This window comes from Mesorhizobium sp. WSM4814, assembly GCF_055811595.1.
On record NZ_JBVVQT010000029.1, the window covers coordinates 39946 to 53105 of the forward strand.

Genomic DNA, 13160 nt, shown 5'->3' on the forward strand with positions numbered 1-13160 from the left:
AACTTCCACTCAATTGTCGGCACTGCGACCGGCAAGACAGGGAGGGAGATGTCGTGAGCGAAGAGATCAGTGTCGCCGAAGCCTACCGCAGAGGCCGCACCATCTTCATGGGGCTGGAGTTGCTCATCGCGCCCGGTGCGCTCGTTCCCCGGCCGGAGACGGAGTTGCTCGGCACGACAGCACTTGATGTTCTGCGGCAAATGAACCTGTCGGCGCCGCGGGTTGTCGACATGTGCTGCGGGGCCGGCAATCTGGCCTGCGCCATCGCGCATTACGCTCCTGCCGCGCAGGTCTGGGCGAGCGATCTCACCGATGGATCCGTCGAGGTCGCGCGCCGCAACGTCGCCCATCACAACATGGCAGATCGCGTGTCGGTGCTGAGGGGTGACTTGTTCAGTGCTTTCTCGGGCTTGGAGCTCGACAGCACGATCGACGTGATCGTCTGCAACCCGCCATACATTTCGGAAAAGCGGCTCGAGGGCGACCGCGCGCATCTGACCGAGCTCGAGCCGCGTGAAGCGTTTGCAGCCGGCCCCTACGGCCTGAGCATCCATATGCGGGTGATCAACGACGCGCCGCGCTACTTGCGGCGCGGAGGCATCCTGCTCTTCGAGGTCGGTCTCGGCCAGGACCGGCAGGTCATGCGTCTGCTGGAGCGCTCCAGGTCCTTCGAGGGGATCCGGGCGGTCACGAACGAAGCCGGCGAGGGAAGGGTGGTTGTGGGACATACCACGCCGTGAGCGTCAGCCATGCCGCAACGGCTGGCTCAATTCGCGGTGTTCACGCTTCTGGCGCGCTCCAGCAAAAAGCAAAAAAAAGGTGGCGCTTACTCGCGTCCCTGATCGGCTTTTTGGGCTTTTCTCGATTTATTCGGTGCTATTGCAAGCCCGCTGTTGTCCGGGTTTGCGTCGGAGACAAAGCTGTATGCAAAGATGTGTCCCCGGTTCTCGTCGGTTACTCGGATCCAATCCTTTTCCCACCTTCGCAGCGTAACATGTCGATCTGTCGACATGGCGGCGGCTTTGAACGGGCTCGGCGCGTTGATGACACGCACCGTAATCACGTCATCGCCCTCCATTTGTTCGACGAGGTACGTCTGCATAAAGGCCTCCCCAGCGCCCACTGCAACCTTAACGTCAGCCAAAAAGTTCGGTTGCAGCGTAGCAAAGAGATTTTCGACAAATGTGACGGACCGAAGAGGCGTGTGGGCCGAGGGTTAGCCCTGGATCGACCAAGCGGCGCGCAGGTCGTTGGCTTGTGCGATCCTGACGCCGCAACCAGTCAGAGCGCCTTTGGTCGCTGTCACGAGCGCGGCATTGTCCTTGGCAGTCGTGCCGTCGGCCAGGGTAAAATTGTTCTCGAAGCCGACGCGGGCATGACCGCCCAGCAGCGCACCGGCCGTAACGCAAGCGGTTTCCTGCCGACCGAAGGCACAGACCATCCAGTGCGCGAAGCGCGGGCGGTCCTGCGCAAGGAAGGGCAGCAGATCGGCCGGTCGCGAAACCTGTCCCGGCGTGTAGCGGCCGAGCACATAGAGCACCGGGATGTCGTCGAAAGGCACCAGACCTCGCTGCCGCATGGCGGCCAGGGCCGACGCCTCTTCGGGCGCGTAAAGGATGATTTGGGGGGCGATCCGCTCGCTTTTCAACCACGCCAGGAACTGCGCGAAATCGGTCTCATGGGCAGCGTCCGGCACCAGTTCACGCAGCGCCAGCGAAACCGCCTCAGGGCGGGCAGCGCGCACCACCGCCATCTGCTCGGCCGGCTCGTAGCGGCCGATCGCTTCGCTGGTGATCTGGATGATCAGCCGCTCGCCCACCGCATCACGTATCGCTTTCGTCGTCTCGCGATAAGCGTGCGCGTCGAGCAAATGGCCGCCGTCGCGGTCGCGGACATGGGTGTGGATCATGGCGGCGCCGGCCTCGAGGCAGGCGGCGGCAGTCCGGGCCAATTCCCAGGGGCCGATCGGCAGGGCAGGGTGGTCTTGCTTGCCACGCCGTCCACCATTCGGCGCAACGGCGATTGCCGTCGGTGCGATAAATCCGGAGCCGGTCACGTCCCTGTTGGCGGTCATAAGCTCAGTCCAATTGTTTCAGTATTGCGCAGTGTGTAACATATGTTGCATGATAGGTTCGCTGCAAATCGCGCCATCGTCAATCGGGGAAGGCATGACACACATCCTGCACCGCCAGATCCATGCGAGCCTGCCCGTCGCGGCGGGCGGCAACGGCATCGAACTGTTCGACCGCGATGGCCGCGCCTATATCGATGCGTCAGGCGGTGCGGCGGTTTCCTGCCTCGGCCACGGCCATCCCGAGGTGACAGCCGCGCTCCATGCGCAGGCCGACAAGCTCGCCTATGCCCACACCAGTTTCTTCACCAACGAGCCGGCCGAGACATTAGCCGACAAGCTCGTCGCCGGCGCGCCACAAGGTATCAGCCACGCCTACTTCGTGTCCGGCGGCTCCGAAGCGGTGGAGGCGGCGCTCAAGATGGCACGGCAGTTTTTCGTCGAGACCGGCAGGCCAGAACGGCGAAACGTCATCGCCCGCCGCCAGAGCTATCACGGCAACACGCTCGGCGCTCTCGCTGCCGGGGGCAATGAGTGGCGCCGCGCCCAATTCCGCCCTTTGCTGATCGACACGCATCACATCGACCCATGCTATGCCTACCGCTACCAGAAAGCCGGTGAGAGCGAGGCGGCCTACGGACTGCGCGCCGCCCAGGCGCTCGAGGATAAAATTCTCGAACTCGGTCCGGACACTGTCATGGCCTTCGTCGCGGAACCTGTGGTCGGCGCGACAGCAGGAGCTGTGCCCGCGGTTCCCGGCTATTTCAGGCGCGTTCGCGAAATCTGCGACCGCTACGGTGTGCTCCTCATCCTCGATGAGGTGATGTGCGGCATGGGCCGCACCGGCACGCTGCACGCCTGCGAGCAGGACGGCGTCGCGCCCGACCTGATGACGATCGCCAAAGGCCTCGGCGGCGGCTACCAGCCCATCGGTGCGGTGCTGCTTTCGCGCCGCATCTTCGACGCTTTCGCCGAAGGCTCCGGCTTCTTCCAGCACGGCCACACCTATATGTGCCATCCGATGGCCTGCGCGGCGGCGCTCGCCGTCCAGGAGGTGATCGCTCGCGACGATCTGCTTGCCAATGTCCGGGCGATGGGAGCGCATCTTTCGCGGCGACTGGGCGAACGGTTCGGCAACCATGCCCATGTCGGCGACATTCGCGGCCGTGGCCTTTTCATGGGTGTAGAGCTGGTCGAGGATCGCTCGACCAAGGCGCCCTTCGAACCGAAGCGGAAGCTCAATGCGAAGATCAAGCGCGAGGCGATGGCGCGCGGACTGCTGGTCTATCCCGCAGGGGGCACGATCGACGGCGTGCGCGGCGATCATGTGTTGCTGGCGCCGCCCTTCATCATAGACGCCGCGGCAATCGACGCGGTTGTTGAACGGCTCGGCGACGCGATAGACGCTGCAGTGGCATAGCGCCAGCGCTCTTCATTCCGGCAGATAGGCCCCGAACACCTGTAACTCCAGTTCCGTCTCCCTGACGCGAGCCGCGGCAGCCGGCCCGCTGCGAGCCAGCATCGTTGCGGCCAGCGCTTCCACGATAGCCATGGCTGCGGCTACCGACGGGAAGAAGGACGGGCTGTCGGTAGAGAATCGCAAGACAACCTGCGCATGCCGCGCGATCGGAGCAGCCATGCTGTCGACGATCGCGACAATCGGAACGCCGTGTCGTTGCGCAGCCTCCACCACGGGCCCGAGTTCTCGCGAATAGGGCGAAAAGCCGATCGCGACGACCGCTTCCTTCCTTCCAAGCGCTGCCAGATCCGCCTCGATCGCACCGCCGTCGCCGCCGAGCAGCGTGATCTCGCGCCGAAACATCCGGCAGAGATAGACAAGCGCGTGGGCGGGCGCGCGGCAGCTTCGGAACCCGGCGACACGTATGCGCTGAGCCTTCTCCAGTATCGCGCAGGCCCTTGCGATTTCTTCGCTGCCGTTGACGGCTTCGGCCGTCGCCAGATTGGCCACCGTCGTCCTCAGCGATTCGGCGAAGATCGCCTCCGACCGGCGCCTGACAAGCGCATCGGCCCTTGCCGCGAAAGGCGCCTTGCCGGAGCGCAGCCGGTCTTCGAACGGCTTGCGCAGCGCCGCCCAGTCGCCAAAACCCAGTCGCCGCGCCAGTCGCACGAAGGTCGTCGGTGTCACCTCTGATCTCGAAGCCAGCACCCGCATGGACACCAGCGCCACCTCGTCGGGGTGATCGACCAGGAAACGCGCCGCCTTGCGCAGTTCCGAGCTCAATTTTGGGAGTTCGGTCAGTATGCGCGCCAAAAGCGCGTCGAAACCCATCTCCCGACTGTCCATTGTAACAAGCATTTCCCTTGATTGATAAAGCGCAACAATCGTAGCATGCATCGACGTGCCTTGACACCAAAACACCGGACGGCCGCGACGGCACGCAAAGTACCAAGGGAGAACCAGATGAAACATGCCCGGACTGCACGCCTCGGAGCGCAGATCGCCGCCTTGTCGGCGGCGCTGCTGTTTTCGGCCAGCGCAATGGCGCAGCAGAATTTCGTTACCATCGGGACCGGTGGCGTCACCGGCGTCTACTATGCCGCCGGCGGCGCTATCTGCCGGTTGCTCAACAAGGATCGCAAGACACACGGCATCCGCTGCTCGGTTGAATCGACCGGCGGATCGGCATTCAACGTGAACACGATCAAGGAAGGCGAACTCGACTTCGGCATGGCCCAGTCGGACGTGCAGTATAACGCCTACAAGGGGCTGGAATCGTTCAAGGACGGTGGCGCCCATACCGATCTGCGCGCGGTTTTCTCGATCCATCCGGAGCCATTCACGGTGCTGGCGCATCCCAATGCCGGCGTGACGAAGTTCGAGGATTTCAAGGGCAAGCGTTTCAACGTCGGCAATCCCGGTTCCGGGACGCGCGCTTCCATGGAGCGTCTGCTCGGCGCGATGGGCTGGACGCTGGCCGACTTTTCGCTCGCATCGGAGCTGAAGGCTGACGAGCACGGGCCGGCGCTCTGCGACGGCAAGATCGACGGGTTCTTCTACGGCGTCGGCCATCCTTCAGCGAACATCCAGGATCCGACGACCACCTGCGCCGCCAAGCTGGTGCCGTTAACTGGAGAAGTCGTGGATAAGCTTGTCGCCGAGAATCCGTACTACGCCAAGGCGATCATCCCAGGCGGTCTTTACGCAAACAATCCCGACGATACCGGGACTTTCGGCGTGCTCGCCACGCTGGTCACTTCAGCCAAGGTTCCCGATGAGAGCGTCTACCAATTGACCAGGGCGGTGTTCGAGAACTTCGACGAGTTCAAGTCGCTGCATCCGGCCTTCGCCAATCTCGATCCCGCCAAGATGGTGGCGGAAGGAAATTCCGCGCCGCTGCATCCGGGCGCTGAAAAATACTTCAAGGAGAAGGGCTGGTTGAAGTAGGCTTCGTGACCTGACGACGGGCCGGCGGGTCCAGCTGATCCGCCGGGGCCATCCGCAACAGGAGACGACGTCATGAGCGAAGTGAAGGCACAACCGGCCGGCGTCGATCTCGAAAAGCTCGAACAACTTGTCGCGGAGGCCGACACTGGTGGCCGGCATCCGGCTGGCACGGTCGGGCGAGTCCTGCTGTGGGTTGCAGTCGCGTGGTCGCTTTTCCAGCTCTGGTACGCTTCGCCTTTGCCGTTCGTGTTCGGCTTCGGCATCCTCAATGACACGGAAGCGCGCGCCATCCATCTTGGCTTTGCGCTGTTCTTGACCTTCCTCGCCTATCCGGCGCTAAGATCCTCACCCCGCGATCGCGTGCCGCTGCTCGACTGGGTGCTGGCCGTGGTCGGTGGATTTGCCGGCGCCTACCTCTTTCTCTTTTACGTCGTGCTTTCCGGACGGCCGGGCCAGCCGACCACGCTCGATCTGGTGACCGGCACCGTTGGCATCCTGTTGCTGCTCGAGGCGACGCGCCGTGCGCTCGGCCTGCCGATGGTGGTCGTGGCCTGTACCTTCATCTTCTACACCTTTGCCGGCCAGTATATGCCGGACGTGATTCAGCATCGCGGCGCGTCGCTGACCAAGTTTCTCAACCATCAATGGCTGACAACCGAAGGCGTCTTCGGCATTGCCCTTGGCGTGTCCACGAGCTTCGTCTTTCTGTTCGTCCTGTTCGGCACGCTTCTGGAAAAGGCAGGCGCCGGCAACTGGATGATGCAGATCTCCATTGCGCTGCTCGGCCATCTGCGCGGCGGCCCGGCGAAAGTCGCGGTGGTCTCGTCGGCCCTCAACGGCGTTGTGTCCGGCTCGTCCGTCTCCAACGTGGTTTCAGGCGGCATCTTCACCATCCCGCTGATGAAGCGCACCGGCCTTTCCGGCGTCAAGGCGGGCGCCATCGAGGCTTCAGCTTCGATCAACGGCCAGATCATGCCGCCGGTCATGGGCGCGGCCGCCTTCCTGATGGTCGAATATGTCGGCATTCCCTATGCGGAGATCGTCAAGCACGCGCTGCTGCCGGCGGTCTTCTCCTATATCGCGCTGCTCTACATGGTTCATCTCGAAGCGATTAAGACGGGCCTGAAGACGATCCCGCAGCGTCCGACGCCGGCAAGAGAACGGATGCTGCGGATGGGACTGGGACTGTCGGGCAGCGTTCTCGCCGTCTGTATCGTCTATTACGGCATCATTGCTATCCAGGCTGTCTTCGGTGGGGCCGCGCCGCCGCTGCTCGCGCTCGCCGGCGTCGCTCTCTACGTGGCCTCGGTCTGGTATTCCTCGCGCTATCCGGACCTCGCACTCGACGATCCGAACGCCCCAATCCTGGAACTGCCGCGCGCCTGGGACGTCACGCGGACCGGGCTCGATTTCCTCATCCCGATCGCGGTGCTTCTGTGGTGCCTGATGGTCGAGCAGATGTCGCCCGGCCTCTCGGCGTTCTGGGCGACCGTTTCAATCCTCGCTATTGTCGCCACCCGCAAGCCGCTGATGGCGCTGTTCCGTCAAGAAAATCTCGCCGCCTCGGTGCGGGCTGCCTGGGACGATCTGATCGACGGATTGGCGCTCGGCGCCCGCAACATGATCGGCATCGGTATCGCCACGGCCACCGCCGGCATCGTCGTCGGCACGATCACGCTGACCGGTCTTGGCCTGATGATGACGGAACTCGTCGAGTTCATCTCCGGCGGCAACGTCATCCTGATGCTGATCCTGATCGCCGCGATCAGCCTTGTGCTCGGCATGGGCATCCCGACCACCGCAAACTACATTCTGGTCGCCACGCTGATGGCCCCGGTCGTGGTCGATCTCGGCGCCCAGGCCGGACTGCCGATCCCGCTGATCGCGGTCCACCTGTTCGTCTTCTACTTCGGCATCATGGCCGACATCACCCCGCCCGTCGGGCTGGCCGCGTTCGCGGCGGCGGCGATTTCCAAGGAGGATCCGATCGCCACCGGTTTCCAGGGCGCCCTCTATTCGCTGCGCACGGCGATCCTGCCGTTCGTCTTCATCTTCAATCCGGCGATCCTGCTGATCGGAGTCGACACCTGGCCCCAGACGATCTGGGTGGCAACCGTGTCGCTGATCGCAATATTGCTGTTTTCAGCGGCGACGATGAACTGGTTCGTGACGAAAAGCCGCCTGTGGGAAAGCGCGGCGCTGCTGCTCATCTGCTTCACGCTGTTTCGGCCGGACTGGTGGCTCAACCAGGTGTCGCCGCCTTACGAGGAGTTGCCGGCGAGCGAGTTCCTGTCGGCGGTGGCGCAGACGCCGGCCGATGGCCGCATCAATTTCGTCGTCGAGGGCGTCGACCTCATGGGCGATGATGTCCGCAAGACGGTCAACGTGCCGCTCGGCGAGCCGGGCGAGCCGCTGGAGCGGCTGCGCGGCATCGGCCTTACCATCGCGCAAGCGGGCGACGCGCTGATGATCAGCAATGTCGATTTCGGATCCTACGCCAAGCGCATCGGGCTGGACGTCGGGTATGACGTGGTGGCGGTGCTCAGAAAGGCCGACCAGCCCTCGAGCCTCATTCCGATCGGCCTGGCGCTCGCTGCGACCGCCGGCGTCGCCGGGCTGCAGTTTGCGCGGGCGCGCAAGCAGGCCGACAGGAAGGAAACCGGGCCGGCGCGCTGAAACCGGAACGGTTGATACAGTTGGGAGGCGCCGGGAAAACGCCTCAGTCGGCGGTCAGCACGACCTTGACGCTCCGCGAGCGGTCGGAGGCCAAGGCAAACGCATCGCGGGCCGAGGCGAGGGGGCGTTCGGCGGTCACCAGATTCAGGACATCGATATCCCCGCTGACGATGAGGTCGACCGCCTCGTTGAATTCTGCGCCGAAACGAAACGTGCCGTTTAGATTGATTTCCTTGGCCATCACAGCATTGGCGGCCACCGGGATCTGACCACCCGGCAGATTGCCGACCTGAACGACCGTGCCGCCGCGCCGGACGCTGGCGATCGCAGCTGCGAGACCGGCGGCGGTGCCTGAAATCTCGAACGCGACATCGATCATCTTGTCGGCCGCGAGGGCCTTGAGCTCGTCATCGCCGCCGAACAGGTTGATCGTCCTGTCTGCTCCAAGTTTGCTGGCGAAGGCGAGCGGCGCCTCGGCTATGTCGGCGACGGTGAGCTCGCCACAACCCTTGAGCCTGGCGGCGAGCATGGTCAGGAGCCCGATGGGGCCGGCGCCGATCAGGATGACGTTGCGGCCGGCAATGTCGCCGGCCCGCGCCACGGCATGCAGGCTGACGGCGAGCGGTTCGGCGAGCGCCGCCGCCTTGTAGGCGACAGCATGCGGAACCTTGACACATTGCGCCGGCGTGGCATCGAACAGGCTGGCAAAACCGCCTTGCATGTGCGGCGTTTTCGACGCCGAGCCCATGAAATAGATGTTTTCACAGAGATTGGCGCGGCCCTCTGCGCATCGGGCGCATTGTCCGCACCAGCGCGACGGGTTGACCGCCACGCGATCACCGACGGCAAGTCCTGGCGCGTCCGCGTTGATTTCGACGATCTCTCCGGCGACCTCGTGGCCGAGCACGAGCGGCGATGTGACGACAAAATCGCCGGTCCGCGCGTGGCGGAAATAGTGCAGGTCGGAACCGCAGATGCCGCCGGCGCCGAAGCGCACGCGCACCATTCCGGGCGCGAGCGGGCCGAGTGGGTGCTCGACGACGCGCAGATCCTCGGGGCCGAACAGCATTGCGGCGATTGGACTGTCGATCAACGGATCAGCCCCATTTGCGTCGGCAGCCACAGCGTGATGGCGGGGACGAAGGTGATCAGGATCAGCGCGACGATCAGCGGCACGAGCCAGGGCAGAATTGCCATGGTCGTACGCTCGACCGACAGTTTTGCGACCCGCGAGAGGACGAACAGCACCATGCCGAGCGGCGGATGGAGCAGACCGATCATCAGATTGAGCGTCATGATCAGACCGAAATGCACCGGATCGATGCCGTAGAGGACCACGATCGGCAGGAGGATCGGCACAAGGATCGTGATGGCGGCGATCGTGTCGAGAAAACAACCGACGACCAGCATCAGGATGTTGACCAGGATCAGGAACACCCATTTGTTTTCGGTCAGCGATGTGATGAAGACCGAGAACAGCTGCGCCGCCTGGCTGACCGTGAGCAACCAGGCGAAGATCGATGCTGCGGTGACGATGAAGAGGACCGACGCGGTCGTCTCGATCGTGTCGAAACTGGCCTTGGCGAGGGCTGCGAGTGTCATCGTCCGATAGCGCACGAGCCCGAGAAACAACGACCAGATGACGGCGGCCATGGCCGCTTCGGTCGGGGTGAACCAGCCCATGGTCATGCCGCCGATCAGGATGATCGGTGTCATCAGCGCCATGACGGCGGAGAAATCGAAATACCAGTCGCAGGCGATCAGGACGACGAGCACGATGCCAACGGCGATGTTGAGCGACAGTCCCGTCTGGACAAGGACATAAACGGCCAGCGGAAAGCAGCACACGACGGCGACCTCGATCGAGGCGGCGGCGAGCCGGTTCAATTTGAACGGCGTGTCCGAACCCCAGCCCCGGCGGTGGGCGAAGATCGCGACCGTCACCATCATCAGCGCTGTCATGACGACGCCGGGCAGGATGCCGGCCATGAACAGCGCCCCGATCGAGACGTTGGCCATCATGCCGTAGATGACGAAGGGCAGCGACGGCGGGAAGATCGGGCCGAGCGTCGAGGAGGCGGCGGTGACGCCGACCGCCGCCTCCACGGGATAGCCGTGGTCCTTCATCGCCTTGATCTCGATGGTGCCGATGCCGGCGGCGTCGGCAAGGGCAGCCCCCGACATGCCGGCGAAGACCACCGATCCGATGATGTTCACCTGCGCGAGGCCGCCCTTCATCCAGCCGACAAGCGCCAGCGCGAAGGAATAGATCCGCCCGGTGACACCGGCGATGTTCATGAGATTGCCGGCGAATATGAAGAACGGCACGGCAAGCAGCGGAAAGCTCTCGACACCGGCGATCATGCGCTGCGCGGCGATGATGTCGGGCGCCACGCCATAGAAGACGAGATAGAGCAGCGAGGACACCGCCATCGACACAGCGACAGGCACGCCGATCAGCATCAGGACGAGAAAGGCTCCGATCAGAAGCAGCATGGCCTATTCCCCCAATCCGTCGAACGCGGCGGGGCGCTCCAGCGCCGAGTAGCCGCGGCGAATGTTGCCGATGAAGACCTGGATGGCGCGCAGCATCATCAGCACGAAACCGGCGAAGACGGCGTAGAAGACGACGTTGCGCGGCAGGTTGATGGTGACCATCCGTTCGCGGTGGACGATCCCGACATAGCGCCAGAGCAGCCAGGACATGTAGGCGAAGAAGCAAATGGTAATCACATTGACCGCGAGCGCCAGGTAGCGCCCCGCCCCAGCGGGGAGATAGTGATAGAGCACGTCCACGTGGATGTGGCGCGTGGTGCGCGTGCACATCACCGAGCCCAGGAAGACCACGACGACGAGGCAGTTGATGGCGATCTCCTCGGTCCAGGCAAAACTGTTGTTCATGACGTAGCGCGTGAAGAACTGCAGGAACACGCAGAACGACATGCCCCAGAACACGGCGAGCGTGACCCAGTCCTCCACCGCGTATCGCGACAGATCGATGGGCGGCGCTTCTTCCTCGAAGGCATGCGCCAGTTCTTCTGCTGTAACCTGGGTGTGGACCTCTTGGGTCATCGGCAAGCTCCGGGCACTGTTGGACAGCGGGCTCGACAGACCCGACGCGCTTGTCGCGCCGGGCCCGGATCGATGCGGCTTACTTGACGGCGCGGATCGCCTCCCAATCCTCCTTGCGGTAGCCGAACTCGTCGAACGTCACCTTCTCCATCACGTTCTTTTCGAAATCGGCGCGATCGACTTCGGTGACGGTGAGACCGCGCTCCTTGAAGGTTTCAACCAGGGCCTTCTCGCGATCGACGATGATCTTTGTCGCTCGCGCGGCGGCTTCCTGCATCACCTCGGTGAAGATCGCCTTGTCCTCGTCCGACAATTGCGACCAGCGCGATTGCGACACGATCGTGTTGAGATGATCGACGATGTGCCCGGTCAGGATAATGTGCTTTTGCACTTCATAGAACTTCTTGGCGTCGATCGTCGTCAGTGGGTTTTCCTGCGCTTCCACCGTGCCCTGCTGCAAGGCGAGATAGACCTCGGCGAAGGCGATCGGCGCGGTGTTGGCGCCGCAGGCGCGCGGCATGGCGAGATAGGCCGGCACATCAGGCACGCGGATCTTCAGGCCCTGCATGTCGGCGCATTTCTCGATGGGCCGGTTGGAGGTCGTGTGACGCGTGCCGTAGTAGGTGGTCGCGGTGATGTGATGGCCGGAGGCCTCTTCGAAGCCGGCGGTCAACTCCTTGTATTTGTCGCTCTTGGTGTAAGCGAGCAGGTGATCGGCGTCGCGGAAAGTGAACGGGAAGTAGGTCACGCCAATCGGCGGGTATTCGCGGGCGGCGAAGCTCGATCCGGAGATGATGATGTCGACCGTGCCGAGCGTCAGCCCCTGGTTGATATCGGCTTCCTTGCCGAGTTGCGAAGCCGGGAAGACGTCGATCGTATAGCGGCCGTCGGTGCGCTTCTTGATCTCTTCTGCCGCCCACACCGACTCGGTGTGGAAGGGTTCGGACGTTTCGTAGACGTGGGCCCATTTCAGCGCGGTTTGTGCAGAGGCCGAAGCCATGGGCAGAGCGATTGCGGCGATCGTGCCGAGCAGAACGGCGTATTTCCTCAACATCATATTCCTCCCTGTGAATGGATTGACGGTGCCGACAGGACCCTCCCGGTCGGCGGACTCCTATCCCGCGGCCTCCCTGGCCGCGGATTTCTCACCGAAATTGCGTGAGAATCTCAGTTGCGACTGACGCAGATGTTCCTGCATGGCGGCCTTGGCCCGTTCGGGCTCACGCGCCGCGATCGCGTCGCGCACCGCGCGATGCTCTTCCGCGGCGGCCCGCCATGAGTCCCTGTTCTCGAAATAGCTCGACAGGCGTTCGAAATATGGGTTCATGCGCTGATCGAAGAGCTCGCCGATGCAGCGCACCAGAACGGCGTTTCCGAGAATGCCCGCCACCATCGTATGGAACTCGCGATCGAGCGCGATCGTCATTTTGGTCGGGCGAGGTATGTCCTCCATGCGGCGCAGCACGTCGTCCATATGTTCGATGTCGATAGGCCGAGCATGGAGGGCAGCTTCGGCGGCTATCGCCCCTTCGATGAACTCGCGTGCCCGCAACAGCTCGAACGGGCCTTCATCCATTTCTGCCGTCAAAATTTCGGCACGCGGCGGTTCGGTGACGTAGATGCCCGAGCCGACGCGAATGCGTATGCGCCCCTCGACCTCGAGCGCGATCAGCGCTTCACGGACGGTCGGGCGGGAGATGCCAAGCTGATCGGCCAGCTCGCGCTCGGTCGGCAGCCGATCGCCGACTGCGAACTCGCCCGCGTCGATCAACTGCCTGAGCTGATCGGCGATCTGTCGGTAAAGTCGACGCGGTTCCACGGCCTGGATCGGCATTGTTACCCAGTTCTACTTCAACGGAATCATCTGGCTGATCCCGGATCGGTAAATTGGTCTGACCTATTGATCGAAACCTGCCGCGAAAAAGGCTGAGAGTC

At 63.4% G+C, this 13160-nt stretch carries 12 protein-coding genes; 4 read left to right on the forward strand and 8 right to left on the reverse strand.

The features are described from left to right. The first annotated feature begins 53 nt into the window (after positions 1–53). Entirely contained in the window at positions 54–740 is a 687-nt protein-coding gene (locus AC0L2V_RS28800) for a N5-glutamine methyltransferase family protein (RefSeq protein ID WP_473508434.1), read from the forward strand. A gap of 86 nt (positions 741–826) precedes the next feature. Here the strand turns inward: AC0L2V_RS28800 and AC0L2V_RS28805 are convergent, their stop codons facing one another. Together AC0L2V_RS28805 and AC0L2V_RS28810 are read right to left on the reverse strand one after the other, a co-directional pair. Beyond that, positions 827–1102, reverse strand: a complete 276-nt coding sequence (locus AC0L2V_RS28805) for a hypothetical protein (protein ID WP_287051813.1) — start codon at positions 1100–1102, stop codon at positions 827–829. A 114-nt stretch (positions 1103–1216) separates the two neighbouring features. Next, on the reverse strand, positions 1217–2074 hold the full coding sequence (locus AC0L2V_RS28810; protein WP_473508433.1) for a beta-keto acid cleavage family enzyme: 858 nt from the start codon (positions 2072–2074) through the stop codon (positions 1217–1219). 94 nt (positions 2075–2168) lie between these two features. On the opposite strand from AC0L2V_RS28810, the gene AC0L2V_RS28815 reads away from it, so the two are divergent. After that, positions 2169–3491, forward strand: a complete 1323-nt coding sequence (locus AC0L2V_RS28815; protein ID WP_473508432.1) for an aspartate aminotransferase family protein — start codon at positions 2169–2171, stop codon at positions 3489–3491. 12 nt (positions 3492–3503) lie between these two features. Here AC0L2V_RS28815 and AC0L2V_RS28820 read toward each other — a convergent pair whose 3' ends face one another. Continuing rightward, positions 3504–4376, reverse strand: a complete 873-nt coding sequence (locus AC0L2V_RS28820) for a MurR/RpiR family transcriptional regulator (protein WP_473521834.1) — start codon at positions 4374–4376, stop codon at positions 3504–3506. Between the two features lie 117 nt (positions 4377–4493). On the opposite strand from AC0L2V_RS28820, the gene AC0L2V_RS28825 reads away from it, so the two are divergent. Further along, positions 4494–5477: a TAXI family TRAP transporter solute-binding subunit gene (locus tag AC0L2V_RS28825; protein ID WP_473508430.1), complete on the forward strand. Its 984-nt coding sequence runs from the start codon at positions 4494–4496 to the stop codon at positions 5475–5477. A gap of 72 nt (positions 5478–5549) precedes the next feature. Continuing rightward, positions 5550–8153: a TRAP transporter permease gene (locus tag AC0L2V_RS28830; RefSeq protein WP_473508429.1), complete on the forward strand. Its 2604-nt coding sequence runs from the start codon at positions 5550–5552 to the stop codon at positions 8151–8153. Between the two features lie 43 nt (positions 8154–8196). Here the strand turns inward: AC0L2V_RS28830 and AC0L2V_RS28835 are convergent, their stop codons facing one another. The 5 genes from AC0L2V_RS28835 to AC0L2V_RS28855 all read right to left on the reverse strand — a co-directional run bounded on the left by AC0L2V_RS28835 (position 8197) and on the right by AC0L2V_RS28855 (position 13059). After that, positions 8197–9222: an L-idonate 5-dehydrogenase gene (locus AC0L2V_RS28835; protein WP_473521843.1), complete on the reverse strand. Its 1026-nt coding sequence runs from the start codon at positions 9220–9222 to the stop codon at positions 8197–8199. A gap of 20 nt (positions 9223–9242) precedes the next feature. Next, positions 9243–10649 (reverse strand): TRAP transporter large permease, encoded by a 1407-nt coding sequence (locus AC0L2V_RS28840; RefSeq protein ID WP_473521835.1) that lies wholly within the window; start codon positions 10647–10649, stop codon positions 9243–9245. 3 nt (positions 10650–10652) lie between these two features. Next, positions 10653–11225, reverse strand: coding sequence for a TRAP transporter small permease (locus AC0L2V_RS28845; protein ID WP_023798555.1), 573 nt, complete (start codon positions 11223–11225; stop codon positions 10653–10655). Positions 11226–11304: 79 nt separating this feature from the next. Then, the gene (locus AC0L2V_RS28850) at positions 11305–12279 is read right to left on the reverse strand and encodes a sialic acid TRAP transporter substrate-binding protein SiaP (protein ID WP_027151856.1); all 975 of its coding nucleotides are present in this window, start codon (positions 12277–12279) and stop codon (positions 11305–11307) included. A 60-nt stretch (positions 12280–12339) separates the two neighbouring features. Next, positions 12340–13059, reverse strand: coding sequence for a FadR/GntR family transcriptional regulator (locus tag AC0L2V_RS28855; protein WP_473521836.1), 720 nt, complete (start codon positions 13057–13059; stop codon positions 12340–12342). Positions 13060–13160 lie beyond the last annotated feature (101 nt).

Coding starts and splice junctions, on each gene's coding strand:
- AC0L2V_RS28835 (WP_473521843.1), bottom strand. CDS start 9,222: ATGCTGTTCGGCCCCGAGGATCTGCGCGTCGTCGAGCACCCACTCGGC.
- AC0L2V_RS28825 (WP_473508430.1), top strand. CDS start 4,494: ATGAAACATGCCCGGACTGCACGCCTCGGAGCGCAGATCGCCGCCTTG.
- AC0L2V_RS28810 (WP_473508433.1), bottom strand. CDS start 2,074: ATGACCGCCAACAGGGACGTGACCGGCTCCGGATTTATCGCACCGACG.
- AC0L2V_RS28820 (WP_473521834.1), bottom strand. CDS start 4,376: ATGGACAGTCGGGAGATGGGTTTCGACGCGCTTTTGGCGCGCATACTG.
- AC0L2V_RS28830 (WP_473508429.1), top strand. CDS start 5,550: ATGAGCGAAGTGAAGGCACAACCGGCCGGCGTCGATCTCGAAAAGCTC.
- AC0L2V_RS28815 (WP_473508432.1), top strand. CDS start 2,169: ATGACACACATCCTGCACCGCCAGATCCATGCGAGCCTGCCCGTCGCG.
- AC0L2V_RS28855 (WP_473521836.1), bottom strand. CDS start 13,059: ATGCCGATCCAGGCCGTGGAACCGCGTCGACTTTACCGACAGATCGCC.
- AC0L2V_RS28805 (WP_287051813.1), bottom strand. CDS start 1,102: ATGCAGACGTACCTCGTCGAACAAATGGAGGGCGATGACGTGATTACG.
- AC0L2V_RS28850 (WP_027151856.1), bottom strand. CDS start 12,279: ATGTTGAGGAAATACGCCGTTCTGCTCGGCACGATCGCCGCAATCGCT.
- AC0L2V_RS28845 (WP_023798555.1), bottom strand. CDS start 11,225: ATGACCCAAGAGGTCCACACCCAGGTTACAGCAGAAGAACTGGCGCAT.
- AC0L2V_RS28840 (WP_473521835.1), bottom strand. CDS start 10,649: ATGCTGCTTCTGATCGGAGCCTTTCTCGTCCTGATGCTGATCGGCGTG.